The sequence below is a fragment of the Hymenobacter miniatus genome, from assembly GCF_016427455.1.
Classification (GTDB): domain Bacteria; phylum Bacteroidota; class Bacteroidia; order Cytophagales; family Hymenobacteraceae; genus Hymenobacter; species Hymenobacter armeniacus.
Map to the genome: position 1 here is coordinate 43,775 of NZ_JAELXR010000001.1, position 25,622 is coordinate 69,396.

The 25,622-nt window shown below is 63.4% G+C and carries 23 protein-coding genes; 12 read left to right on the forward strand and 11 right to left on the reverse strand.

The features are described 5' to 3' along the window. The first annotated feature begins 107 nt into the window (after window positions 1-107). Together JAO73_RS00200 and JAO73_RS00205 are read left to right on the forward strand one after the other, a co-directional pair. Window positions 108-1,742: an NADP-dependent glyceraldehyde-3-phosphate dehydrogenase gene (locus tag JAO73_RS00200; protein ID WP_198975189.1), complete on the forward strand. Its 1,635-nt coding sequence runs from the start codon at window positions 108-110 to the stop codon at window positions 1,740-1,742. A 161-nt stretch (window positions 1,743-1,903) separates the two neighbouring features. Further along, window positions 1,904-3,952, forward strand: coding sequence for a M13 family metallopeptidase (locus JAO73_RS00205; protein WP_198975190.1), 2,049 nt, complete (start codon window positions 1,904-1,906; stop codon window positions 3,950-3,952). Between the two features lie 185 nt (window positions 3,953-4,137). On the opposite strand, the gene JAO73_RS00210 is transcribed toward JAO73_RS00205, so the two are convergent. The 4 genes from JAO73_RS00210 to glyA form a co-directional block, all read right to left on the reverse strand. Further along, window positions 4,138-6,078 (reverse strand): tetratricopeptide repeat-containing sensor histidine kinase, encoded by a 1,941-nt coding sequence (locus tag JAO73_RS00210; protein WP_198975191.1) that lies wholly within the window; start codon window positions 6,076-6,078, stop codon window positions 4,138-4,140. Between the two features lie 129 nt (window positions 6,079-6,207). Next, entirely contained in the window at window positions 6,208-6,636 is a 429-nt protein-coding gene (gene rpiB / locus JAO73_RS00215) for a ribose 5-phosphate isomerase B (protein ID WP_198975192.1), read from the reverse strand. Between the two features lie 58 nt (window positions 6,637-6,694). Further along, complete coding sequence (gene tatC / locus JAO73_RS00220) at window positions 6,695-7,564, reverse strand: twin-arginine translocase subunit TatC (protein ID WP_317191178.1); 870 nt, start codon at window positions 7,562-7,564, stop codon at window positions 6,695-6,697. A gap of 146 nt (window positions 7,565-7,710) precedes the next feature. Continuing rightward, window positions 7,711-9,003: a serine hydroxymethyltransferase gene (gene glyA / locus JAO73_RS00225; protein WP_198975193.1), complete on the reverse strand. Its 1,293-nt coding sequence runs from the start codon at window positions 9,001-9,003 to the stop codon at window positions 7,711-7,713. A gap of 267 nt (window positions 9,004-9,270) precedes the next feature. Here glyA and JAO73_RS00230 point away from each other — a divergent pair, with 267 nt between their 5' ends. Then, window positions 9,271-9,759, forward strand: a complete 489-nt coding sequence (locus JAO73_RS00230) for an RNA polymerase sigma factor (RefSeq protein ID WP_198975194.1) — start codon at window positions 9,271-9,273, stop codon at window positions 9,757-9,759. Continuing rightward, window positions 9,756-10,574, forward strand: a complete 819-nt coding sequence (locus JAO73_RS00235) for an anti-sigma factor (protein WP_198975195.1) — start codon at window positions 9,756-9,758, stop codon at window positions 10,572-10,574. Before JAO73_RS00230 ends, JAO73_RS00235 begins: the two co-directional genes overlap by 4 nt. A 387-nt stretch (window positions 10,575-10,961) precedes the next feature. On the opposite strand, the gene JAO73_RS00240 is transcribed toward JAO73_RS00235, so the two are convergent. The 4 genes from JAO73_RS00240 to JAO73_RS00255 form a co-directional block, all read right to left on the reverse strand. Then, window positions 10,962-13,517, reverse strand: coding sequence for an autotransporter outer membrane beta-barrel domain-containing protein (locus JAO73_RS00240; RefSeq protein ID WP_198975196.1), 2,556 nt, complete (start codon window positions 13,515-13,517; stop codon window positions 10,962-10,964). Between the two features lie 544 nt (window positions 13,518-14,061). Further along, window positions 14,062-14,760: a metallophosphoesterase family protein gene (locus tag JAO73_RS00245; protein ID WP_198975197.1), complete on the reverse strand. Its 699-nt coding sequence runs from the start codon at window positions 14,758-14,760 to the stop codon at window positions 14,062-14,064. A gap of 166 nt (window positions 14,761-14,926) precedes the next feature. Further along, window positions 14,927-15,151: a hypothetical protein gene (locus JAO73_RS00250; protein WP_198975198.1), complete on the reverse strand. Its 225-nt coding sequence runs from the start codon at window positions 15,149-15,151 to the stop codon at window positions 14,927-14,929. Between the two features lie 71 nt (window positions 15,152-15,222). Then, on the reverse strand, window positions 15,223-15,723 hold the full coding sequence (locus JAO73_RS00255) for a hypothetical protein (RefSeq protein ID WP_198975199.1): 501 nt from the start codon (window positions 15,721-15,723) through the stop codon (window positions 15,223-15,225). Between the two features lie 126 nt (window positions 15,724-15,849). Here JAO73_RS00255 and JAO73_RS00260 point away from each other — a divergent pair, with 126 nt between their 5' ends. From JAO73_RS00260 to JAO73_RS00295, 8 genes are all read left to right on the forward strand, one after another. After that, window positions 15,850-16,098 (forward strand): 4a-hydroxytetrahydrobiopterin dehydratase, encoded by a 249-nt coding sequence (locus JAO73_RS00260; protein ID WP_198975200.1) that lies wholly within the window; start codon window positions 15,850-15,852, stop codon window positions 16,096-16,098. A 47-nt stretch (window positions 16,099-16,145) separates the two neighbouring features. Then, window positions 16,146-16,298, forward strand: coding sequence for a hypothetical protein (locus tag JAO73_RS00265; protein WP_198975201.1), 153 nt, complete (start codon window positions 16,146-16,148; stop codon window positions 16,296-16,298). Beyond that, window positions 16,288-16,773, forward strand: a complete 486-nt coding sequence (locus tag JAO73_RS00270) for a TlpA family protein disulfide reductase (RefSeq protein ID WP_198975202.1) — start codon at window positions 16,288-16,290, stop codon at window positions 16,771-16,773. Before JAO73_RS00265 ends, JAO73_RS00270 begins: the two co-directional genes overlap by 11 nt. Window positions 16,774-16,797: 24 nt before the next feature. Further along, window positions 16,798-17,568 carry a 16S rRNA (cytidine(1402)-2'-O)-methyltransferase gene (gene rsmI / locus JAO73_RS00275; RefSeq protein ID WP_198975203.1) on the forward strand — a complete coding sequence of 257 codons (771 nt, stop codon included), beginning with the start codon at window positions 16,798-16,800 and terminating at the stop codon, window positions 17,566-17,568. Then, window positions 17,537-19,249: an apolipoprotein N-acyltransferase gene (gene lnt, locus JAO73_RS00280; RefSeq protein ID WP_198975204.1), complete on the forward strand. Its 1,713-nt coding sequence runs from the start codon at window positions 17,537-17,539 to the stop codon at window positions 19,247-19,249. The genes rsmI and lnt overlap by 32 nt, the downstream gene beginning before the upstream one ends. Window positions 19,250-19,382: 133 nt before the next feature. Then, complete coding sequence (locus JAO73_RS00285) at window positions 19,383-20,189, forward strand: inositol monophosphatase family protein (RefSeq protein ID WP_198975205.1); 807 nt, start codon at window positions 19,383-19,385, stop codon at window positions 20,187-20,189. Window positions 20,190-20,242: 53 nt separating this feature from the next. Then, window positions 20,243-20,461, forward strand: a complete 219-nt coding sequence (locus tag JAO73_RS00290; protein WP_190926092.1) for a FeoB-associated Cys-rich membrane protein — start codon at window positions 20,243-20,245, stop codon at window positions 20,459-20,461. Window positions 20,462-20,596: 135 nt separating this feature from the next. Beyond that, on the forward strand, window positions 20,597-20,938 hold the full coding sequence (locus JAO73_RS00295) for a hypothetical protein (protein WP_190926094.1): 342 nt from the start codon (window positions 20,597-20,599) through the stop codon (window positions 20,936-20,938). An 85-nt stretch (window positions 20,939-21,023) separates the two neighbouring features. Here the strand turns inward: JAO73_RS00295 and JAO73_RS00300 are convergent, their stop codons facing one another. The 3 genes from JAO73_RS00300 to radA all read right to left on the reverse strand — a co-directional run bounded on the left by JAO73_RS00300 (window position 21,024) and on the right by radA (window position 25,454). Continuing rightward, window positions 21,024-22,043, reverse strand: coding sequence for an SPASM domain-containing protein (locus JAO73_RS00300; RefSeq protein ID WP_198975206.1), 1,020 nt, complete (start codon window positions 22,041-22,043; stop codon window positions 21,024-21,026). A gap of 149 nt (window positions 22,044-22,192) precedes the next feature. After that, window positions 22,193-23,812 carry a TlpA family protein disulfide reductase gene (locus JAO73_RS00305; RefSeq protein WP_198975207.1) on the reverse strand — a complete coding sequence of 540 codons (1,620 nt, stop codon included), beginning with the start codon at window positions 23,810-23,812 and terminating at the stop codon, window positions 22,193-22,195. Window positions 23,813-24,056: 244 nt separating this feature from the next. Beyond that, window positions 24,057-25,454, reverse strand: a complete 1,398-nt coding sequence (radA, locus tag JAO73_RS00310; RefSeq protein ID WP_198975208.1) for a DNA repair protein RadA — start codon at window positions 25,452-25,454, stop codon at window positions 24,057-24,059. Window positions 25,455-25,622: the final 168 nt, after the last annotated feature.

Consider the following 25,622-nt stretch of genomic DNA (forward strand, 5'->3'; position numbering starts at 1 on the left):
GCAAACGTTCCCGTAAATCGGGCCCGGCGGTCCCGCCAGGGCCGAATATTTCCGTGGGCCTGCGCTGGTGCGTAGGTTCGCACCGCAACTTTTCTGCACCCCCAACCATGCCCGTAACCACCGAAAGCCTGACCCATCTGTTCCCGCTCGACGAGCGGGCCATTCCCGAAGCCTGGCGCCGGCCCGAGCCCCTGCACCAGCGCCAGTACCTGCTCGACGGCGAGCTGCGCGAGTGGCACGGCCCCACCCAGGAGGTGCGCACGCCCATCCAAACGCGCCTCACCGACGGCACGCTGGCGCCGCGCGTCATCGGCTCCTACCCGCTGCTCGACGAGGCCGAGAGCCTCAAAGCCCTCGATGCCGCCGTGCGCGCCTACGACCACGGCCGCGGCGAGTGGCCCACCATGAGCGTGGCCGACCGCATTGCGGCCGTCGAGAAATTCACCCGCCTCATCGTGGCCCGCAAGGCCGAAATCGTGCAGCTGCTGCTGTGGGAAATCGGCAAGTCGGCCGCCGACTCGGAAAAGGAGTTCGACCGCACCATCGACTACATCCGCAACACCATCGACGCCCTCAAGGACATGGACCGCGACTCGTCGCGCTTCACCATCGAGGAAGGCATCATCGGCCAGATTCGGCGCTCGCCGCTGGGCGTGGTGCTTTGCATGGGACCCTTCAACTACCCGCTGAACGAGACGTTCTGCATGCTCATTCCGGCCCTCATCATGGGCAACACCGTGCTGTTTAAGCCGCCGAAACACGGCGCGCTGCTGCACTACCCGCTGCTGCAGGCCTTCACCGAAGCTTTCCCCAAAGGCGTGGTGAACACCGTGTACGGCCGCGGCAACGCGGTGGTCCCGGCCCTCATGGCATCGGGTAAAATCGACGTGCTGGCCCTCATCGGCAGCAGCCGGGTGGCCGACTCGCTCAAGAAGCTGCACCCCAAGTCGAACCGCCTGCGGGCCGTGTTCGGGCTCGACGCCAAGAACGTGGCCATCGTGATGCCCGACGCCGACCTGGACGTGGCCATCAAGGAATCGGTGCTGGGCGCGCTGAGCTTCAACGGGCAGCGCTGCACGGCGCTCAAGCTGTTTATGGTGCACGAGAGCATTGCCGAGGACTTCGTGCAGCGCCTGGCCGCCGAAATCAACAAGCTGAAGCCCGGCATGCCCTGGGACGCCGGCGTGAACATCACGCCGCTCCCCGAGCCGCAAAAGCCGGACTACCTGGCCGAAGTCATTGCCGACGCCCAGGCCAAGGGCGCCCGCATCGTGAACGAAGGCGGCGGCACGGCGGCCGGCCCGTTGGTGTTTCCGGCGCTGCTGTTTCCGGTGCAGGAAGGCATGAAGGTGTGGCGCGAAGAGCAGTTTGGGCCGGTGGTGCCGGTGGCGTCTTTCAGCAAAGTCGACGAAGCCATTCAGTACATCATCGACTCCGACCACGGCCAGCAGGTGAGCATCTTCGGCAGTGAATCGAAGGAAGTGGCCGACCTAATCGACCAGCTCGTGAACCAGGTGAGCCGCGTCAACATCAACGCCCAGTGCCAGCGCGGGCCCGATACCTTCCCCTTCACCGGCCGCAAAGACTCGGCCGAGGGCACGCTGTCGGTGTACGACGCGCTGCGCTCGTTCAGCATCCGCACGGTGGTGGCCACCAAAATGACCGACGCCAACAAGCACATCCTGAACGAAATCGTAGACGGCCAGGAAAGCAGCTTCCTGAGCACGCGGTTTATTCTGTAGGCATCTTCGAACGAGGCTGGGAACGTCATGCTGAGCGAAGTCGAAGCATCTCTACCGCGCAACTAATCCATTGTTTGGGTTACTATCGCAGTAGAGATGCTTCGGCTGCGCTCAGCATGACGTTCTTTCGTTTCCAAAAGACTCCCATCCCTTAATCTTTCATGAAAAGACCCTTGTTCTTGCTGCCGCTGCTGGCCGCGGCCGTGACCGGCTGCCCACCGAACTCCCTGAAAACGGCCAGCTCCAGCGACAAGCCCGACCTGCTTTACGCCGCCCTGGACACGACCGTGGCGCCCGGCGACGACTTCTTTAGCTACGCCAACGGCACCTGGATTAAGAACAACCCCATTCCGGCGTCGGAAAGCAACATGGGCATCGGCAAGAAGGTGCAGGACGAGGTGTATGCGCGGCTGCGCGAAACCAGCGTGGAAGCGGCCAAAGCCAACGCCGCCGCGGGCAGCAACCAGCAAAAAATCGGCGACTTCTGGGCCGTGGGCATGGATTCGGTGAAGGCCGATAAGCTGGGCGCGGCCCCGCTCAAGCCGGAGCTCGACCGCATCGCGGCCATGAGAACCGTGGCCGAAGTGCCCGGCGTCATCGCCCACGAGATTCCGCTGGGCGTGCGGGCCCTCATCGGCCCCAACGTGGGCCAGGACGACAAAAACAGCGACAAGATGGCGCTGTACCTGCGCCAGTCGGGCCTGGGCCTGCCCAACCGCGACTACTACTTCAACACCGACTCGCGCACCAAGAACATTCGGGCCGAATACCTGAAGCACCTGGCCAATACCTTCCGGCTGCTGGGCCAGGACCAGGCCACCGCTCAGGCCAACGCCGACCGCGTGATGGCGCTGGAAACGGCCCTGGCCAAGTCCTCGCGCAAGCTCGAAGCCCTGCGCGACCCCTACGCCAATTACCACAAAATGAGCATCGCGCAGCTCAACCAGCTCACGCCCGGCCTCGACTGGAAAACCTGGCTGGCACAGATGGAATTCACGAACGTGGACACGGTGATTGTGGGCCAGCCCGAGTTTTACCAGACGGCGGGCCAGCTGCTGAAAAGCAAACCGCTGGACGACTGGAAAGCCTACCTCTCCTGGCAGCTGGCCCGCACGTATGCGCCCACGCTCAGCAGCCGGTTTGTGAACGAGAACTTCCATTTTTACGGCACGGTGCTGCGCGGCGCCAAGGAAATCCGGCCCCGCTGGAAGCGCGTGCTCGACATGCAGGAAGACGCCCTCGGCGACGCCCTGGGCCAGCTGTTCGTGAAGGAATACTTCAAGCCCGAAGCCAAAGCCCGCTACGACACGCTGGTTCAACACGTGACCACCGCCTTTGCCGAGCACATTCAAAAGCTGGATTGGATGAGCGCGCCCACCAAAGTGGTGGCCCTCGACAAGCTGCACAAAATCACGCCCAAGGTGGGCTACCCCGATAAATGGAAAGACTATTCGAGCCTGAAAATTGACCGCAGCTCGCTGGCCGAAAACGTGATGCGCGCCAACTTTTGGCAGCACCGCTACGAACTTAACAAGCTGGGCAAGCCCGTGGACCGCACCGAATGGGGCATGACGCCTCAGACCTACAATGCTTACTATAACAGCTCGAACAACGAGATTGTGCTGCCGGCTGCGGCCTTCGCCATTCCCGGTCTGCTCGATGCCGACGCCGACGACGCCCTGGTGTACGGCTACGCCGGCGCCAGCACCATCGGCCACGAGCTCACCCACGGCTTCGATGACGAGGGCAGCCAGTACGACGCCCACGGCAACCTGCACGAATGGTGGAGCAAGGAAGACCGCAAGCGCTTCAACCAGCGCGTGGCCGGCATCGTGAAGCAGTTCAACGGCTACACCCTGCTCGACTCGCTGCACATCAACGGCAAGGCCACGGCCGGCGAGAACATCGCCGACCTCGGTGGCATCGTCATCGGCCTCGACGCCTTCAAAAAAACCAAGCAGTACAAGGAAGGCAAGAAAATCAACGGCCTCACGCCCGTGCAGCGCTATTTCCTGGGCTACGCGCTGGGCTGGCAAATGCACGTGCTCGACGAAAGCCTGGCCTCGCAGCTGCTCACCGACGTGCACTCGCCCGCCCAATACCGCGTGAACGGCCCCATGGCCGACGTGCCCGCCTTCTACGACGCCTTCGGCATCAAGCCCGGCCAAAAGCTCTACCGCCCCGATTCGACCCGGGTGGTGATTTGGTAAACCGACGCCTGTCATTGCGAGGCTGTAGGCCGTGGCAATCCTTCCTCTCTAAGCGACTAGCATACTACTGTGAAAAGCCCCGGCTCTACTACAGAGCCGGGGCTTTTTATGAGGTTGTCACGCCCCCGAGTTGGTCGCTGCGAACAGGACGGATTGCCGCGTTGCGCCCGCAATGACAGACGAAGCTACTTCGCCACCGGCAGGCTCACGGTCACATTGGTACCAGCGCCGGGGCGGCTCTGAATCACGAGCGTGCCGCCGTGCCGGTGCACGAAGGCCCGGCACAGCGCTAGGCCCAGCCCCAGGCCGGTGGCGCGCGGCTTGGGCGTGGGCGTGGGCTCGGGCAGAGCGGGGCCGCTCATGAGTGAGGCCACGGTGGCCGCGCTCATGCCCGGCCCGGTGTCGGTGCAGCTGATGAGCACCATCTGCGGGTCGTCGGGGTCGGGGGCGGCTTCGAGGTGCACGTGGCCGCCGGCGGGCATGAACTTGAGGGCGTTGCCCACCAGGTTGCGCAGGATGGTGCGGGCCATGTTGCGGTCAGCCATCAGCTTCAGGCCATCGGGGGCGGCCATGGTGATGTGCTGCCAGCTGGCCGCCGCCGTGGTCTGGTACAGGGCCTGGCACTCGGCAAACAGCTCCGACACGAGCACCGGCGCCGGGCGGCACTCCAGCTCGCCGGTCTGGCTCACGGCCCAGTTCAGCACGTTGTCGAGCAGGTGGTTGAGGCTGTCGGCGGCTTGGCGCACCAGAGCAGGTAGGCGGGCCAGGCCGTCCTGGTCGTTCTGGGCAATGTAGGAGTCAATTAAACTCGTGACGCCGGCAAAGGCCGTGACCGGCCCGCGCAGGTCGTGGGCCACAATGGCGTAGAGCTTGTCCTTGAACGACGCCACGCTGCGCAGCTCTACCGATACTTTTTCCAGCGCCCGGTTGTTGGCGGCCAGCTCGGAGCGGCTGCGGCGCAAGTTGCGGTAGAAATAGACGGCCACCAGCAGGGCCAGCGTGAGCACGGCCACGGCGCCTATCAGCACGCGGCTGTGCCAGGCCTGCTCGTCGCGCTGCTGCGTGAGCAGACGCAGGCGGCGGGCGCGCTCCTGGGCCTCGCTGCTCACCTGGGCGGCGGCCAGGGTTTGTATGGTTTGGCGGTTGTTCAGCGTGTCGTTGAGCTCCACGTAGCGCTGGTTCCACTCGTAGGCCTGGCGGTAGTTTTCGCGCTCGGCGGCTTCGGCCGACAGGATGCTGTAGGCGTCGAGCACGCATTCAAGGTAGTCGCTCTGGCGGGCCAGCTTCAGGGCTTCGCGGGTGGCGGCGTCAGCGCGCGCGGGCTCGTCGGTCTGGATGTAATACATCGCAAACATGATGAGCTGCCGGGCCTGGCTGCGCACGGCGCGCTGCCGTCGGCTAATGGCCAGCGCCTGGGTGAGCAGGCGCTTCACCCGGCCCAGGTTGCCGGCCTGCATCTGGTAGTTGGCCAGGCTGGAGAGGTAGTTGGCTTCGGCCGTGGAGTCGCTCTGGCGGCGGGCCAGCGCCAGGGCCAGCGAGTCGTAGTGCAGGGCCTGGGGCAATTGATGCCGGAAGAAAAACAGCCCGCCCACGTTGCCCAGCAGCTTCATGCGGGCGGTGGGCGTCACGCCAGGCTGGTTCATCAGGCGCAGGGCGCGGCGGTAGTGGCGCCAGGCCGAGGTGGAGTCGCGCCGCTCGTGGTAGATGCTGCCCTGCGAAGTGTAGGCGCGCACCAGCCCGTCCACGTTTTTCAGCTTCAGGGCCAGCGTCTGGGCTTCGTTGAGGAGCTGCAGGGCCTCCGGGCCGTTGGAAAGGTTACCGTAGCAACTGGCCAGGTACAGCAGGCTGCGGAGCAGGCCGGGGCCCTGCTCGTCGGCGGGCAGGGTGCGGGCCAGGGCCAGGGCGGCCTCGCCGTAGGGCAGGGCGCGGGCGGGCTGCTCGTTGTGCAAGGCGTAGCACATGGCGTTCAGCAGCCGCAGGCGGGTGGTATCGGGCAGGGGCGTGGCCAGCTTCTGCCGAATGGCCTCGGTGCTGTTTGGCAATGCCCCGCCGGCCACGGCCCGCCCAGGAGCCAGTAGCGCGCCGAAAGCGAGCAGCCAAATAAGCAAAATTCCGGGCCGGGTCATAAGTGGCTGCGTAATGCTAGCCAAAGATACGCACAGTCCGGGCAAACTTCACGCTTTAATGCTATTTCAAAATATTCAAGGGTGCAATTTTTTCAGCAGGCCAATTTTCAAAAGCGGGGCAGCATTGCCTCAGCCCTTTATTTTCGCCACTCGGAGCTGATGACGACCACCTTCGAAATTTGTTTTTAGAAAAGTTGATACAATTTCTTGGGTTTGCTCCTCGCTCACGTAGCGGGCCGGCACGCACAGCACGTTGGCGTCGTTGTGCTGCCGGGCCAGGGCGGCCAGTTCGGGCAGCCAGGCAATGGCGGCGCGCACGCCGGCGTGCTTGTTGGCCGTAATGCACACCCCGTTGGCCGAGCCACACAGCAGCAGCCCGAGCGCAAACTCGCCGCTTTCCACCGCTGCCGAAAGCGGGTGCGCCACATCGGGGTAGTCCATCGAATCGGCCGAGTACGTGCCAAAATCACGCACGTCGTGGCCTTCGGCCGCCAGCCAAGTGCGCAGCATTTCTTTATGAGTGAAACCGGCGTGGTCGGAGCCGAGAGCAATTTTCATGGGACGTGGAAGAGGTTGCGTTGGTAGTGCGAGCGTTACATGCCGGAGCCGGGCGGCACTAGCTGCCCATGGCTTGCTCCCGGGCCAGCTTGGCGTTGAGGCGGGCGGCATCGCCGCGCCGCACCACGCGGGCAATGTGAATGCTCAGCTCGTAGAGCAGCAAAATGGGGATGGTGACGATGATTTGGGCCGAGATGTCGGGCGGAGTGATGATGGCCGCGATGATGAGGATGACCACAATGGCGTGCTTGCGGTACACCTGCATGATTTCGGGCGACACAATGCCGGCCTTGGCCAGGAAAAACACTATCATGGGCAGCTCAAACACGAAGGCGCACGAGAGGCTCATGGTGCTCAGCGTGCTCAGGTAGCTCTGCATGTCAATCTGGTTTTCGATGGTGGGGTCCACCACGTAGCCGGCCAGGAAGTTGATGCTCAGCGGCGCGGCGATGTAGTAGCCAAACAGCAGCCCCAGCGCAAACAGCACCGACACAAAAAACACGGCTCCCTGCGAGTTGGCCCGCTCGTGCGGGTAGAGGCCGGGCTTCACGAAACGCCAGATTTCCCAGAACAGGTACGGAAACGTGAGGCAGATGCCCGCCATAAACGAAGTGCTGATGTGCATGGTGAGCTGCCCGCTCATCTGCCGGTTCTGAATCACGAACCCGATTTTGTCGATGCACAAGTCCGGCGCGTGCACCCAGTTGCCGAACTTGCAGAACATGCGGTAGGTCCAGAAATCGGGCCGCGACGGGCCCAAAATCACGTCGTGAAACAGGAAATCCTTCGCGAAAAACGCGCCGGTGGTGAACACCACCACCGCAATGGCCGACCGGATGATGTGCCAGCGCAACGCCTCCAGGTGGTCGATGAAGGACATTTCGTGCGTTTCGCCCGAGGGGTTAGGTTGTTGCGGTTGAGGTTGCACGGAGAAAATAGAGAAATAGGAAGAGGAATAAACCGTCTGTCATCCTGAGCGCAGCGAAGGACCTTATCACGTCAGGATGCGCTAACGTGATAAGGTCCTTCGCTGCGCTCAGGATGACAGACGAACGTCACCCCACACGTAAAACGCTACGCAAACAGCGGGTAGTCCTGCAGCCAGGCATTCACGCGCTGGCGGACCTGCCCGATGCGGGTATCGTTGTCGTGGTGGGTCAGGGTTTCGTCTATGAGCTCCACGATGCGGGCCATGTCTGACTCGCCCAAACCGCGGGTAGTTACGGCGGCCGAGCCAATGCGGATGCCGCTGGTCACGAAAGGCGACTTGTCGTCGAAGGGCACCATGTTTTTGTTGATGGTGATGTCGGCGCGCACCAGCGTGTTTTCGGCCAGCTTGCCGCTCAGGCCTTTCGAGCGCAGGTCAATCAGCATGAGGTGGTTGTCGGTGCCGCCCGAGATGAGGTCGTAGCCCAGCGCGGTGAATCCGCTGGCCAACGCCTGGGCGTTGCGGGCCACTTGCTGGGTGTAGGTTTTGAAGTCGTCGGTCAGCGCCTCGCCGAAGGCCACGGCTTTGGCCGCAATGACGTGCTCTAGCGGCCCGCCCTGGGTGCCGGGAAACACGGCGCCGTCGAGCACGGCCGACATGGGCCGGATTTCGCCCTTGGGCGTGGTCAGGCCGAAGGGGTTTTCGAAGTCCTTGCCCAGCATGATGAGGCCGCCGCGGGGGCCGCGCAGGGTTTTGTGCGTGGTGGTGGTCACGATGTGGCAGTGCTCGAAGGGCGAGTTCAGCAGGCCTTTGGCGATGAGGGCCGAAGGGTGCGAGATGTCGGCTAGCAGCAGGGCGCCCACTTCGTCGGCGGCTTCGCGCAGGGCTTTGTAGTCCCAGTCGCGCGAGTAGGCCGAGGCGCCGCAGATAATCATCTTGGGGCGCTCGCGGCGGGCGGTTTCCTTCACCTTGGCCCAGTCGATGAGGCCGGTTTCGCGCTCCACGCCGTAGAAGCTGGGCACGAAGTACTTGCCCGAGAAGTTCACCGGCGAGCCGTGGGTGAGGTGGCCGCCGTGGCTGAGGTCGAACCCTAGGATTTTATCGCCGGGCTTGAGGCAGGCCAGGAACACGGCCGCGTTGGCCTGGGCGCCGGAGTGCGGCTGCACGTTGGCCCACTGCACGCCGAAGAGCTCCTTCACGCGGTCGATGGCCAGCTGCTCCACCTGGTCCACGATTTCGCAACCGCCGTAGTAGCGCTTGCCGGGCAGGCCCTCGGCGTACTTGTTGGTGAGCACGGAGCCCTGGGCGGCCATCACCTGTTCCGAAACGTAGTTTTCGGAGGCAATGAGCTCAATGCCGTGGGTTTGGCGGGCTTTTTCCTGGGCGATGAGGTCGAACACGGCGGTGTCGAGCAGGCGAGCGGGGGCGACGGTTTGCATGGGCGTAAAGGTAAGTATCAGTTATCAGTGAGTAGTTATCAGTGAACAGTTGGGGTGGCCCTTCTCGCGAGCGGGCTTTTTGAAAAAAAGAGCATTCAACCCGTTTTCTTTCAGAAACTCGGCGGCTTCAAGCACTTATCCGGCCAGTTAAGCGCCTCATGCGAGGTCGCTTCGCCGCCCTTCGCCCCTCAACTGCTAACTGCACACTGATAACTGTTCACTGATAAGCGTTTCCGTTGTTACTTGCTACTGCCTTTGCTCCCTGCCATGTCCGCGCCCCTTGCCGAAACCCTTACCCAGCTGCGCGTCGGCAATCAGAAGTTTCTGATTGACTTTTACCAACGCAGCCGGCACCTGTTTTCCCGCTGGGCCCAGCGCCAGCACCGCCTGGCCCCGGCCCAGGCCCACGGCCTGCTGCAAGACACCCTGCTCGACTTCTACGACCAGGTGGCCGACGGCCGCATCACCAAAATGCCCGACGACCTGCGGGCCTTCATCTACGGCATGGCCCAGCAGCGCCTGGCCGCCCAGGTGCCCGCCCACGTGCCCCTGCCCGCCGCCGAAGCCAGCCGCCGGCAGCGCCTGCTGGCCCAGTTCAACCAGCTCGGGGCCGACTGCCAGCAGGTGCTGACCTACTTTTACTTTCGCGGCTATCATTTTGAGAAGATGGGCGGCAAGATGGGCTTCCCCAACGCCACCGTGGCCCGCCTCCAGAAAAGCGCCTGCCTGCGCAAACTTTACGAGCTGCTGAAATGAGTCCTCAGACTCCGCCCCGCCCCGACCTCCGCCCCTACTTCGACGAACTCGAACGCTTTGCCGACGGCCAGATGACTCCGGCCGAGCAGGAAGCCTTCGAGCTGCGCCTGGAGCAGGAGGAAGACTTGGCCGACGCCCACGCCGCCTACGAGCAGCTCACCGCCGACCTGCGCTGGGCCGCCGGCCACGACACCCTGCGCCAGCGCCTGCAAGCCCTCGACGAGCGCATGAACGAGCGCGGCACCGCCCTGGCCCGCGTGGAGCAGCTGAACCAGCGCCGCCAGCGCCGCTGGGCCGTGCTGGGCACCCTGGGCGCCTTCCTGCTGCTGGCCACCGGCGTGGCCGCCTGGTACCTCAGCCGCCCCGACCCCGCCCGCCCGGCCCGCAGCTGGGAAGCCTACTACCAGCCCGACCCCGGCCCCGTGGTGACGCCCGCCCTGCTGCACGCCCGCCCCCTGCTCTCCGAAGCCCTCGACCAGTATCAGTCGGGCCACTACCCGGCGGCGCTGCACTCGCTGGGCCGGGTGAGCCCCACCAGCGTGGGCAATGACACCCTGCTCTACCTGCGCGGCCTCATCCTGCTGCGCCAGGGCCAGGGCAACGCCGCCCAGCTGTACCTGCGCCGCGTGAGCGACGAAAACGCCGCCAGCGAGCTAACCCGCCGCGCCCGCTACCACCTCGGCATGGCCTACTGGCAAGCCAAGGAGCTGGCCCCCGCCCTGACCGAGCTGCGCGCCGTGGCCGCCGACTCGCTCAACCCCTACCGCGCCTCGGCCCGGCGGGCGGTGGCGGCGGGTGTGCTGGAAGGGAAGTAGCCTAAGCTGGCGAGACACATGTTTAACGCGTGCTGAATGGTGTCGCGGCTGCAGTTTGGGCCGGCAACCGGCTGACTGGTACAGTCACAGGCTCGATGACAATCAGCACACGCTGAACACGCGCGTCAGCAGGTGAAGAGAATTAGGAAAGTGGTTTGTCATGCGGAGCACAGCGGCAGCATGTATGCCGCAGGAGTACACATCAATTCGAAATTACGATTGCGGGAGAGAGACTTCGGCAGCGCTCCGCATGGCGGAATGTGTTGGAACCATCGCCTTCCTACGTGGCGCTATCGCCGGCTCGCCTGCCATAACGAAAAGCCCCAGCCACTATCGTAGCTGGGGCTTCGGAAAAGGCGGAACGGCGCTGGAGCGCGGCTCTCAGCCTCAGTCTTTCACCACGCGCTGGCGCAGCACCTGGCCGGCCACCGTGGCGGTGAGTACGTAGGCCCCGGCGGCCCCGGCGGGCTGCACGTGCAGCGGTGCCGAGCCGGGCGTCACGTCCTGGTGCCACACCTCGCGGCCCAGGCCGTCGAATAGGCGCAGGGTGGCGGTGGTGGCGCCGGGGTGGCGCAGCTCAACGGTCAGGTCCTGGCTGAATTGCGTGGGGTAGGCGGCAAACACGGGGGCCTCGGCCTCGAAGGTCAGCTCGCGGGGGCCGTAGTAGGTGGCCTCGCCAGCGGTGCGGTCTTGCTGGCGCAGGCGGTAGTAGCGGCGGCCGGCTTTGCCCTCGCTGGCGTCCACGAAGCGGTAGCTGCGGGCGCTGCTGCTGGTGCCGCTGCCCTCGGCCGCCACGAAACCAATTTCTTTAAACGTCTTGCCATCGAGCGAGACTTCGATGCCGAAGCCGCGGTTGTTCTGCTCGGTGGCCGTGGCCCAGGTCAGGACGGCGTTGCGGCCATGGCGCTCGGCCACGAACTCGGTGAGGCTAACGGGAAGCGGGTTGATGAGGTCGCCGAGGGTCCAGCGCGAGAAGCCGTCCACGTTGTTGAGGGTGGCGTAGCCGCTGCTGGCCACGGGGCCGGTGCCGGCACTGCTCACGCCTTTGTTGGCCCAGGTGGCACCGGCGTTGGTCGACTTAAAGAAGCGCAGGTTGGCGCGGCTGATGCCGTTGAGCTCGTGGTCGAGGTAGCGCAGGGTCAGGCTCAGGTTGAGGCCGGTGAGCACGTCGGCGTCGATGTCGTAATAGCGCAGGATGCCCTGGCGGCCGCCCACGCCCACCGGGGCCGTGCCCGTGATGCGCGTCACGAAAGTGGCGCCGGGCAGCGTCGAGCCGGTGGCGGGCGTCATTTCCAGGCCCACGCCGCCGAAGTCTTCCAGCACGCCCTCGGTGGGGGTGCGGTTCACCTCCACGCGGCCCAGCACGTAGCTGGCGTCGGTTTCCACGAGGTTGGCCAGGCGGTCGAGGGTGAGGGCGTAGCGGCTGCCGGTGGCCAGCACGCCGGTCAGCATCTGCACGCCGTTGTACACGGTGGCGTTGCCGGTGAGGGTTTTGGTGCCGGTGCCGTTCACTTCCAGGTTGAAGTAGAGGCCGCCGCTCACGGTTTGGGGGCCGGTACCGGTCAGCTTCACCTTGCCGGTGGAGCAGGTGAACTGGCCCGTGTTGGTCATGTTGCCCTTGATTTCAATGTCGCCCAGCGTCTGGGCAAAAGTGCCGGAGTTGACGAAATTGCCGGTGACGAGCATGTCGCCGCCGGTGTGGTTCAGGATGCCCGCGTTGGTGAGGTTGCCCTGCACCACGGTCAGGCCGTTTTCCACCACCATCAGCTGGCCGCTGGCCACCGAGAAAGAGCCCAGCACCGTGATGGCGCGGCTCACGAGGCTGTTCACGCCGCTGGTGCCGGTGTTGCTCACGCTGGCCACTGTGTTGCTCGAAAGCTCGTTGCGGCCGCCGTCGATGCCGATGGCCGTGAGCGCGGCCGAGCCCGTGCCCGTGAGGCTCACGTTGCTCACCAGGTTGCCGGTCACTTCGTTGGTGAGGGCGGTGCTGCCGCCGCAGCTCATCACAATGCCGCGGAAGCTCTGCCCGCCGGTGTTTACCCAGGCGCCGCCGGTGGCGCCGGCCGCCTGTCCGCCAATGGAGTTGTTGGCCACGGTGGCGTCGTTGGCCCCGGTGCCGGGGGCAAAATCAATACCCGTCTGGGCCGTGGTGGGCGTCGACGACGCGTTGTAGAAGATGCTGTTGCTGCTGATGTTCCAGGCGTCGCCGTTGCCGCTGCCTACCTGCACACCGGTGCGGGTGAAGTTGTAGAGCTGATTGCCCGTGAGGGCGAAGCCGTCGTTGGTGCCGGTGCCGGAGTTCACGGCGTACACCAGGTTGGCCGGCAGTTGCGAGGGGTTGGCGTTGAAGATGTAGCTTTGGGTCAGGGCATTGTAGTCGTTGCCGGTGGCGCTGCTGTTGCCTATTACCACTACGCCGCTGGTCCAGGAGGTGGCGGCGCCGCGCACCTGCACTTCGCTCACGGTGTTGTGCGAGGCGTCGTTGCTGAACACCAGCGTGGGCGCCAGCTGGTCGGTTTGGCGCAGGGTGAGGGCGCGGGCGCTGCCGTTGTTGCCGCTCAAAATGGTGTAGGCGCTGCCGGCCCCAAACGTGAACGTGCCCGTGATGATGGGCGAAACCCCGGCTGCTGGCTTGATGGTGAGCGTGTTGGTGGCAGTGCCGGTTTTGGTGAGTAGCACGTTTTCGGAGTAGCTGTTGGCGGTCAGCTGCAGCTCATACGGCTCGGTCAGCGTAGAAGGCACCGACGCCAGCGCCTGCGTAATGGTGGGGTAGTTGGCTTGACCGTTGCCCACGGTGATGATGACCGTGGCGTGGACGCGGCTGCCGAGCAGCAGCAACACCGCCAGCAGCACGGCCACTAGCTGCCCACGCCAGCGCTCCCACCACGGGAGTGTGGGCAAGGGGCCAAAAGAATGCGAGGCCGAGGGTAGGGAATGTTTCATATACAGGGTAAAAAAGTTTGAAATGGTAAGCCGCCCCGGTAGAAGCCTTCGGGCCGTTACTACTTTCTAGATGGCGCAAAAATCCATAACCAGGCAAAATTCAATTCGCACGCTCAGGCGCTGGCTTGACTTTTTCCGATTTTCGGACTCAACTCACCATGCAGAAATAGTATTTATCAAACGTATAGCCCCGCACACTCCTTCGCAACAGGCCAGTCAAGACCCCGCCGGTATAATACAATTTGCAACTTATTTTATTGCAAGCATCCTATGCTTTTCAAATAATACTTCAATTATTTTTTCAAATTGGCAGCCAATAACCCAAATTATTATTCCATTATTAAAGCTCCATCCATTCGGAATAATGCACGTTTGTGTGTAAGCCCACGCCACAATCCGCTCAACAGCCGCTGCTCGCAACTGGCCAGCAATCGATGGCGGCACGCGCTACCTTTCCCCAAGAAACCGAACGGATATAATACAAAAGCACCTAGCGCCCACAGCGAAATTATCGCACCAAGAAAGCGGCATTCTGAAAAGCATTTTACCGCTTTCCTATTGGGTAAGGCGGTTCGCAGTTGGGCACCAGCAGCAACTCCCAGCTGTCCAAATTCAGGGCCGCCAAATGAGCCAGCTCAGGGTTGTGGCGATACACGCAGCCCGTGTCGAGGCCCAGGGCACCGGGGTGGCCAGCGGCTTTGGCGCGCACGTGCGCGGTGGGCGTGGGCACGTGGCCGTGTAGCAAGCGCCGCCCGCCCAGCCGCGTGGGGTCGTACACGAACTTTTTGGTGTTGAGCATGGTGTCGTGGTCCTGGCGCATGGCCACGGGCGGCAGGGCAAAGTTGTAGCCCGCGTGCACCAGCACGAAATCGGGCAGTTCTATCTCGTAGGGCAGCGTGGCCAGCCAGTTGAGGTAATGCGCCGGAATGTCGGACAGCCGCCTCACGCCGAAGCTGCGCAGGGTAGGCTGGCGGCCGCGCGGCCCCAGCCAGTCCCAGCGCCAGCGGTGGCGCGCGGCGTCGAGCAGGGCCTGGTCGTGGTTGCCGCGCAGGCAGTGCACGCGGTAGCCGCCAGCCTGCAGCTGCATCAGGTAGTCGAGTACGCCGCGGCTGTCGGGGCCCTTGTTCACGTAGTCGCCCAGCAGGTACAGCTCGTCGCGAGAGGTCAGGCGCAGCTCTTCTTCCACCAAGCGGCGAAACGTGTGCAGGCAGCCGTGCAGGTCGGTGGTGGCAAAGCGGCGCATGGAATATGTTGATGGGTAAAGACACAAAAAAGAACGTCATGCTGAGCGCAGCCGAAGCATCTCTCCCGCGTAACCCATCCAATCAACTGGAATGGTAGTGCGGGAGAAATGCTTCGGCTGCGCTCAGCATGACGTCAGGACCCAAATCTTAGATTAGGTCCGGCCTTTAGTGGCCGCCGCCATACGCGGGCTTGTCCAGCCCGGGCTTGTCGAGATTACGATTGGGGTGGCGCTGGCCAGCGTCGAGGGCTTCTTGCGCGAGGCGGGCTTCGGTGGCCTCGTCGAGGTCGTTTACGGGCAGGTCGCCGGTGCCTTGGGGCAGGCCTTCGCCGGCGGGTGCACCGTGGTTTTCACCGGATTGCTGGTTGGTGTTATTGCTTTTGTACGGCATGATGAAGGAAGTTAGAAAGTGGAAATGGGAAGGTTTCTTACTGTCGCTCCGGGCTGCCGACGGGCGCGGCCTTACTGGTCGATGGCCGTGTCGGTGGCGTTGGGGTCGTTTAGCTCGGCGTTGGTGTCGGTGCCGGTGATGGGCTGGATGGGACGGGGCTCCATCTGGCCCATGCCCACGCGGGAGTTGGGGTTCAGCATTTCGTCTACGCCGGGGCGGCGGTCGTGCACGTCCAGCTCATCGACGGGGCGGCCCGAGGGGGCGATGGAGTCGAGGCCGTCGTCATCGGGCAGGTCCTGGTTTTCGCGGCCGGCGCGGCCCTCGTCGTTCGAGCGCATGTTGTCGGGCGGCGGTGCCATGGCGTCGGCGGTTTCGTTCACGCCCAGGGCGGTTTCGCCGCCGGCCGTGTCGGAGCCGTAGCCTTCTTTGCCTTCGCGGTTGCCAAAGCCGCCGCGGGCCGCTTCGTTCTTGGGCGGGTCGGCGTTGGGGATGTGGTGGCCGGCCTCCATTTCTTCGTTGGTGGTGTCGTCGTTGATGACGCGGATGGGGCGGTTGTTGGGGTCGATGGCCATGTGGTTAAAGGGCTGGGGTACGAGGAAAGAAATAGCTCGGAAAAGGTGTACTTTGGATTTCCCGTTTGGGTTTTGCCTGCGCGCCCTCGGTACACCTGAACCGTGCTGTTAAATATAGCAAAAACTATGTGGACCAAAATCGATAACAGCCTGTGCCGCAGCTTCCGTTTTGCCGACTTCCGCACGGCCTTCGCCTTCCTCACCGAAGTGGCCGCTGAGGCCGAGCGCCTCGACCATCACCCGTGGTTCAGCAACGAGTACAACGCGGTCGAGTTCCGCCTGCGCACCCACGACGCCGGCAACACCGTGACCCGGCGCGACCACCGGCTGGCCGCGGCCATCGATGCCGTAGCGGCGCGGTATGAAGCGGCCTAGCGCTTCGCCGTGTATATTGTTGATTCATTGGCTACAGCAAAACCAAAATGAGTAAATTCTGGAGTTTCTTCCTCGGCTTGCTGGCCGGCTTGCTGACGGGCCTGCTCCTGGCCGTTCTGGTCTTTGTGCTTTCCAACCGCTGGACGGTTACCCAGGAAGCGGCTTTTCATTCTGCTCCCGCCACCGTTTATGAAGCATAAGAAGACTTTCTGGTGGGGCTATGCGGCCGGGCTGGTGCCGGTTCTGGCACTGGGCGGCACGTTCTATGTGATGTTCCTGCACCAGCCCAATATCAGCCTGGCGGAAATGCAGCTGCTTGACTTGAACGGGGCGCCGGTGCCCACCGCGCAACTCGCCAACCGGGCCGTGGTGGTGAACTACTGGGCCACGTGGTGCGCGCCCTGCGTGGCTGAGTTTCCGATGTTTGAGCAGGTGCGGCAGCAAGCCGGGCCGGGCGTGACGTTCCTGATGGTTTCGGACGAGCCGGCCGCCAAAATCCGGGCTTTCATGCGCAAGCACCCCTATGGATTCACATTTCTGCGGGTGCGGCAGCCGCTGCCGGGCGTCAACGTGCGGCCCATGACGTACACCTTCGACAAAGCGGGCGCACTGGTGGCCAAAGAATCGGGCAGTCTGAGCGCGGCGGAATTGAAGGCGCTCATTCCCGCTCCCTAGCGCAGTCGGGCTACCTTTGTACCTATGCCCAACACGGTTCTGTACCTCGTGCCCACGCCCATCGGCAATTTGGAAGACATTACCCTGCGCGCCATCCGCGTGCTGGGCGAGGTGGGCACCGTGCTCTGCGAAGACACCCGCACCAGCGGCCGCCTCATGCAGCACCTGGGCCTGAAAAAGCCGCTCCTCTCCTACCACTTGCACAACGAGCACCAACAGGTGCCGCGCCTGCTGGCACGCCTGGAGCAGGGCGAAACCATGGCCCTGGTTTCGGACGCCGGCACGCCCGGAATTTCCGACCCTGGCTTCTTGTTGGTGCGCGAGTGCCTGGCCAAAGGCCTGGGAGTGGAGTGCCTGCCCGGCCCCACGGCGTTTGTGCCGGCCCTGCTGAAGTCGGGCTTTGGGGCCGAGCGGTTTACGTTCGAAGGCTTTTTGCCGGTGAAGAAAGGCCGGCAGACGCGCCTGCAGCAGCTCGCCGCCGAAACCCGCACCATGATTTTTTACGAGTCGCCGCACCGCATCGTCAAAACCCTGGGCCAACTGGCCGAGGTGCTGGGCCCCGAGCGGCCGGCGTCGGTTAGCCGCGAATTGACCAAATTGTTTGAAGAAACCGTGACCGGCACGCTGGCCAGCCTGGAGGCTGACTTCGCGGCCCGGCCCAGCATTAAAGGAGAAATTGTCGTTGTCGTCGAAGGAAATCTTGCCCCGCCCGCCCGCGAGCCCCGCCCCGGCCGCGAAGACCGAACCCGCCGCCCCGACGACGATGCCGACGACGACATCGACGGCCAGGACTAGCGGCCTGTTCCGCCTGCGCACGCCGGTGCTCGCCGTGTTGGGCGCCCTGCTGCTGAGCGGCGGCTGGGCGCCGTGGCCCACCGCCTGGCTGGTGCCGCTGCTGTTCGTTGGCTGGCTGCCTTACCTCGTCATGGAGCGCAAGCTCACGCTGGAAGGCGCCCGCAAAGGCCGCGTGTTTGCCAGCACCTACCTGATGCTGGTGCTCTGGAACGCCCTTACCACCTGGTGGGTAAGCTACGCGCAACTGGCCGCCGGCATCGCGGCCGTGGTGCTGAATGCGATGCTCATGTGCCTGCCCCTCATGGCCTTCCGCCAAACCAAGAAGCGTTTGGGTAACCGCTGGGGCTACCTTTCGCTGCCCGTTTACTGGATTGCCTTTGAGCAGCTGCACCTGCACTGGGACATCACCTGGCCCTGGCTCACGCTGGGCAACGGCTTTGCCGCCGCGCCCGGCTGGGTGCAGTGGTACGAGTACACGGGCTTCCTGGGCGGCTCGGTGTGGGTGTGGGCGGTGAATCTGCTGTTCTTTACCTGGCTATTATCGGGCAGGTCGAAATCCAACAACGATGCGTTAGCAGCGGGCATAACGACTGCGCATGTTTCCGGCGCCAGAATCTCAACTATTAGCGCTTCGCTTTTCACGCCTCTGCTTGCCATCGTCCTACCCATCGGGTTGTCTTACCTCATCGGTGCTACCTATCAGGAAAAAGGCCCCACGGCCGAAGTTATCGTGGTGCAGCCCAACCTCGACCCCTACGTGGAGAAGTTCGAAGGCGGCCCTGAGTTCGTGCCCTACGACGAGCAGCTGACGCGCCTGCTGAACCTCTCGGAACAGAAGCTGACGTCCGAAACCAAGCTCATTCTCTGGCCCGAAACGGCGCTGGAGGAAGCATACTGGGAAAACACCATAGAAAGCCACCCCAAAATCCGGCGCGTGCGTGCTTGGCTGGCGCGGCACCCCGGCGTAGCATTGCTCACGGGCATCACCACCGTCACCTCCTACCCTAGCCAGGCCGCGGCCAGCGAAACCGCTCGCTACCGCGACGACTTGGGCTACTACGACTACAACAACGCCGCCGCTTACTTCGCCGACGCCGCCGCGCCGGTTGCCCTCTACCATAAGTCGCGGCTGGTACCCGGCGTAGAAAAGATTCCGCCCATCCTCAGCAGCGTGCTCAAGAACATTGATTTGGGCGGTTTTGTGGGTTCTTATGGCAGCCAGACCGAGCGCACCGTGTTTGCGGCGCCGGCCAACGCGCCGGCGCTGCGGGTGGCGCCGGTCATTTGCTACGAGTCCATCTACGGCGACTTTCTGGGTGAATACGCCCGCAACGGCGCCACGCTGCTGGGCCTCGTTACCAACGATGCCTGGTGGCACGACTCGCCCGGCTACCGCCAGCTGCTGAGCTACGGCCAGCTGCGCTGCATCGAAACGCGGCGCGACTTGGCCCGCTCGGCCAACACGGGCTTCACCGGCTTCATCAACCAGAAAGGCGAAATCACGCAGCGCGAGCCGGCCTGGATTCCCACGGCCAGCCGCGCCGCCGTGCACCTGAATACCGAAACCACCTTTTATGTGCGCTTCGGCGAGCTGATTGGGCGCGGGGCGCAAATTGCGGCGGTGCTGCTACTGGTGGTGGCCATTGTGATGGGCTGGCGGCGGAAACGGCTGGCGGTGTAGAGACGCGACACTTCGCGTCTCCGCGTTGAACGGCTGGCAACTTTGCCCTGTCACCAACAAAGGCGCTTTTTAACAACATCAGCAACGACGAGACGCGCAGTGCCGCGTCTCTACATCGTTCTAAACTTTACTCATGACGTCTCCCGAGCTCACCCAGCTTTCCCACGACGTGGCGGCCCTGTGCCGCCGCACCGCCGAGTTCATCCGCCAGGAAGCGGCCACCTTCGACCGCGCCAAAATTGAGCACAAAGGCCTGCACGACCTCGTGAGCTACGTGGACCAGGAAACCGAGCGCCGCCTCGTGGCCGGCCTGCGCGAGCTGCTGCCCACGGCCGGCTTCATCACCGAAGAAGGCACGGCCGGCCCCGACTCGCAGGCCGAAGAGTTTACCTGGATAATCGACCCGCTCGACGGCACCACCAACTTTGTGCACGGCCTGCCGGTGTACTCCATCAGCGTGGGGCTGCTGCACGGCACGGAGCTGGCCGTGGGCGTGGTGCACGAGGTGAGCCGCGACGAAAGCTTCCGGGCCGTGCGCGGCGGCGGGGCTTTTTGCAACGACCAGCCCATTCGCGTCACCGACATTTCCGATTTGCACAGCTCGCTCATTGCCACGGGCTTTCCTTACAAGGACTTTGGCAAGATGGAGCCCTTCCTGCAGATACTCGGCGCCTTCATGAACCGCAGCCACGGCGTGCGCCGCCTGGGCTCGGCCGCCGTCGACCTGGCCTACGTGGCCGCCGGGCGCTGCGAAGCGTTTTTTGAGTTCAACCTGAATTCGTACGACGTGGCGGCGGGCATCCTGCTGGTGCGCGAGGCCGGCGGCCACGTCACGCAGTTTCTCACCGACGGCGACCCGCTGTTTGGGCGCGAGGTGGTGGCCAGCAACGGTCCCCTGCACGCGCAGGTGCAGGCCGTCATTGGCGAATTCTGGCGCTAGCCGCCGGGCTTAGCGCCCGCAAACTTTTTCTTTTCCGTCGCAGTTTATCCGGCATGCTTCTCGCCCTCACCTCCGTCGAAATCCAGTATTTCCTGATTGGCGCGCTCTTCGTGGCGGCGGCGTTCTACGTGGGCCGCATTTTTTGGCGGGCGTTTTTCAGCAAATCGGCCGCCGGCTGCGCCAAGGGCTGCGGCGGCGCCTGCGGGCAGCTCGACGTCGACCGCCTGCAGGCCACCATCGAGGCCCGGGCCAGCGCCCACAACGGCCGCTGACGGCTCAGCCCAGCGCTTTAATTTCTTTCTAACGTTCGAATAACCCGTCCCTGCCCCGGCTCCGTATAGCCGAAGCGGGGACGCCTGTTTTAGCACCCTTCACACATTCTTTCATTACCCAAACACCCCCCAGCCATGCAGGACAAAGAAGAAGAACGGTCGCTTGTAAATGTTGAGAACAAGCTGACCAAGGACGGCTTCACCCAGGATTTCAACGTCGTGGATGGCCGCCTGCAAACCATCGGCAGCGACTCAAACAAGAGCTACGCTCCCGACGAAGTAACCATCGTGGATTTCTACCGCTTCGAAGGCGAAAGCAACCCCGACGACATGTCCATCCTCTACGCCATCGAAGCCAACGACGGCGTGCGCGGCACCATTTCCTCGGCCTATGGCGTGTACGCCGACAGCGACACCGACGAGTTCCTCAAGCAAGTAGAGGACTTGGGCAAAAACCTGATGAAAGGCCACAAATAGGCCGGTTAGCCCTTTGCCATCACCACAACAGCCGTTCTATTGGCCCCATCGCGGGCCGGCAGAACGGCTGTTGCGGTATCGGGCCTTAGCCCCACACCTTGGTGCCTTCCGAGCAGTTGCGGCACATCTCAATCTGGTCGCGGCCCTTGAGCAAGCTGCTGCGGAAGCGCTGGTACTTGGGGCCGCGCCAGAGCTGGGCGAAGGTTTCGGTTTTGAGGTCGCCCTGGCGGTATTCGGCGTCCTTGTCGAAACAGCAGGGAACTACCAGCCCGTCCCAGGTGATGACGCAGCTGTGCCACATTTTCCAGCAATGGTCCACCAGCTTGTTTTTCAGGCTCCAGGTGCCGTTGCCGTTATTCTGGTAGCGCGAGTAGTAGTCGATGGTGGGAATGAGCGGCGAGCCCTGCGCGTGGTCGTAAATCTGGGCGGTTTTGAACCACACATCGTCCACGCCCAAGGCATGCGCGAGCTCCTTGGCATCGTCTATCTGGTGCTCGTTGGGCCGCACCACCAGAAACTGAAAGATGATGCGCGGCGTGCTCGACTTCAGCTCCTTGCGCCACTTCACGATGTTGCGCGTGCCTTCCAATACCTTTTCCAGTTTGCCGCCCACCCGATACTGCTGGTACACGTCCTGCGTGGTGCCGTCGAGGGAGATGATGAGGCGGTCCAGCCCGCTTTCCACCGTTTTGCGGGCGTTCTGGTCGTTGAGGTAGTGGGCGTTGGTGCTGGTGGCGGTATAGATGCCTTTGTCCGCCGCGTACTTCACCAGCTCCAGAAACTGCGGGTGCAGGTAGGGCTCGCCCTGAAAGTAAAAAATCAGGTACCACAGCCGGCTGGCCACCTCGTCGATGGTGCGCTTGAACAGGTCGCCCTGCAGCATGCCCGTGGGCCGCGTGAAGGAGCGCAGGCCGCTGGGGCACTCTGGGCAGCGCAGGTTGCAGCTCGTGGTGGGCTCGAAGCTGAGTGCCATGGGCAGGCCGCGCAGCCGGGCCTTGCCCGTGAATTTGCTCACGATGTAGGAGCCCACCACCTGCGCGGTATTCCACACGCGCAACGGCGTGGCTTTGGAAAGGAGGTTGAGGCTGTCGGTGAGCGTGGACATGGGAAAAGGAAAGGCTAAAAATACGTCATCCTGAGCGCCGCGAAGGACCTTCTCATGTCTGAACAACTGGCGCCAGGAATGTTCTAGCGGCTGTTCTTGCGTGAGAAGGTCCTTCGCGGCGCTCAGGATGACAGAAGCTTTCCGAAGTTCTACTTCTTTGTGGCCGGGAAGTCGATGGCGCTGGTGTAGGTGCTGGCTTTGCCAAACGACTGGTTGATTTCGTCGATGGCGGCGCGGCTGCTCAAGCGCTTGGGCTTGGTATTGAGGAAGGTGCCGTCTTCGCCCACCAGCATGTAGGTGGGCACTTCCTGCAGGGCATATTCCTTGGCAATCTGGGAGCGCAGGCCGCCGCCGGGCACGCGCACCTGCACGCCGGGCAGCTTTTTGGCCATCACGAGGGAGCGCCAGGCCTGCTCGTTCTCGTCGAGGGCAATGTTGATGAACGTGATGTTTTTGCCTTCAAACTTGCGCATTAGCTCTTGGGCGTAGGCCAGGTCGCGCAGGCACAGGCCGTTGGTCGATTTCCAGAAGTTCAGGTACACTAGCTTGCCGGCAAAGTCGTGCAGGTGCACCGTGTCGCCGGCGGCGGTGGCCAGCTTGAAATCCGGGGCCGGCGCGCCGATGGCAAATTCCTTGTGCCGGTCAAAATCGGCCTGCAGCGTGGGGAAGTACTGGTTTTTGGCGTCGTAGGCGCGGAAGTCGGCCAACATGGCGGCCGACTGCTTCACGTGGCCGAAGCGGAAGGACTCCTGCAGGATGCGGCCCAGAATGATGGCGCGCGTGGGCCCGGTGAGCTTCTTGCTGGCCAGGGCGTAGGACGCCGGGTAGAAGTCCGGGTCGGTGCGCTGGTGCTTGTCCTGGGCCACGGCGAAGTGCACGTAGTTGAGCAGGAATTCGTGGTACAGCTCGCTCTGGGCGGCGTTGGGGTCGTTCAGCAGGCCGGGCTCGCGCAGGAAGTTGTAGTAGTCGGGCGCCATTTTCAGGCGGCCTTCGGTATTTACCACCTGCTCGCGCAGGTCTTGGAAGGTGAGGCGGTCGTTGGCATAGGCATACACCACCTCGGCGTGGGCGTAGTTGTAAAAATCCTGCGTGAACGACTGCTTGGCCGCGTGGTCCTCCAGAAACTCGAACTGGTGCTTGCGGCGGTACTCAAGGAAGGACAGAAACGGGGCTTCGTAGAGCTGAATGTTGTCGGGCAGCACTTGGAACCCGTCGTTTTCCACGAATTGGGCGTCGGCTTCCACCAGGTAGTTGTTGGCGTTGGCGCCTTGCTGGCGGTGGCGCTGCTCGTCGGTCAGGTTCGAGCCGTTGCGCAGCTTGGTGGCCAAGCCGGTGGGCACGTCATTGGCCTTGAATTTCAGCGTACCCGACATGTCGCTGCCTTTAAAGCGCACTTCGATGTCGGTGCCGGGGTCCAGAAACAAAGGGGCCACGTCGTCGCCATACACCAGGTCGGCCTTGGTGGGGCCGCTCACGGGCACGGTGAGCCGGAACTCGCCCTTGTCGCCGATTTTGGCCCGAAACAGCTTTTCCTTGGGGTCGAGCGGGTTTTCGCGCAGGGAGATGGCCACCGAGTCGGTGGTGGGGCCGCTGATGCGGCCGGTGAGCGTGGCCTTGCCGCCCAAAGCGGCTTCGGTAGCCGGGGCCTTGCGGGCCGCGGCGCCCACCACGGTGGTCGTGGTGCGCCCCTGCCCGTGACTCAGCAGCGGCGCCAGCACCAGCGCCGCGCCCACCAACCGGCGCGCATACGTAATGAAAGACGACATCATATCACCAAATAACTAGCGGCCAGCAGGCGCCGGCAGCTGCCAAAAATCGACTAAACGGGCAAGCGCTTTCAACGGTCCTACCTATGAATTCGCGGTAAAAGCCTATCAGCACTCCGAAGATACGGCTTTTTGATTTATAAAATCCAAATCGCGCGGCAGAATTTTTAAGGCCTTCCCGCAGGCAGGACTCGACAAAAGCCGCAGGGCTCCGTGGGCACTGGCTGATTATCAGCGCCGTTTTTGGCTAACCGAACAGGCCGTTCAATACTTCGTCGAGCCGGCTCACGGCTTGCACCTTCAGGCCAAACCGGGCTAAGTCCAACCCTTTGCCGTTGAACTGCGACACGTACATCTCCCGGAATCCTAATTTCTCGGCCTCGGCCAGGCGCTGGTCGAGGCGGCTCACGGCGCGGATTTCGCCGCTCAGCCCGACTTCGGCGGCCAGGCACACATTGCCGGGAATGGGCAGGTCGTTGAGCGACGACACCACGGCGGCGCACACGGCCATGTCGAGGGCGGGGTCGTCGAGGCGCAGGCCGCCGGCGATGTTCAGGAACACGTCGTGCTGACCCAGGCGCAGGCCGGCGCGCTTTTCGAGCACGGCCAGCAGCATTTGCAGGCGCTTGGCGTCGAAGCCGGTGCTGCTGCGCTGCGGCGTGCCGTAGGCCGTGGGCGACACCAGGGCCTGCACCTCCACCAGCAGCGGGCGGTTGCCCTCCAGCGTGGCCCCGATGGCCATGCCGCTCAGGCTTTCGCCGCGCTGCGAGAGCAGGATTTCGGAGGGGTTGCTCACCTGGCGCAGGCCGTCGCCCTGCATCTCGTAGATGCCCAGCTCGGAGGTGCTGCCGAAGCGGTTTTTGGTGGTGCGCAGGATGCGGTAGCTCAGGTGCCGGTCGCCCTCGAACTGCAGCACCGTGTCCACCATGTGCTCCAGGATTTTGGGGCCGGCAATGCTGCCGTCTTTGGTGATGTGGCCGATGAGCAGCACGGGCGTGCTGGTTTCCTTGGCAAATTTCAGGAACTCGGCGGTGCACTCGCGCACCTGGCTCACGCTGCCGGCGCCGCTTTCCACCAGCGTGGAGTGCATGGTCTGGATGGAGTCGATGACGAGGATGTTGGGCTGCACCTGGTCAATCTGCCGGAAGATGTTCTGGGTGTTGGTTTCAGTGAGGATGTAGCAGCCCGACTGCTGGCCGGCGGCCATGCGCTCGGCGCGCATCTTTATCTGGGCTTCGCTTTCCTCGCCGCTCACATACAGCACTTTCATCTTTTTTAGGCTGAGGGCAATTTGCAGCATGAGCGTGCTTTTGCCAATGCCCGGCTCGCCGCCGATGAGCACCATGGAGCCCGGCACGATGCCGCCGCCCAGCACGCGGTTCAGCTCGCCGTCGGGGGTGATGATGCGGGGCTCGTCCTCCACCAGGATGTCGCCGAGCTGGACGGATTTGGGCGCTTTGGCCAAGTTGCCGCCGGGCACCGTGCTGGCGGGCTTCCATTGGCCCGTGGTGGTGGCCGCGGTTTCTTTCTGGACCACTTCTTCAACGTAGGTGTTCCACTCGCCGCAGGCCGGGCAGCGGCCTATCCACTTAGCGCTCTGCGCGCCGCAGTTCTGGCAAAAAAATACGGTTCTGGCTTTGGCCATGAAAAAGCTACTTTTCGGGAAATTAGATGATAAATTACAAGGCTGCCCGGGCGGAAAAAGTTGCCTCAAAACTGAAGCATTTTGCCGGTTCATTCGTCGGCAGCAAGGCGCAAGGTACAACGCCCTGTCCCCGGCAACCGGTCAACATTACGCCCTTCGCAGGGCTGC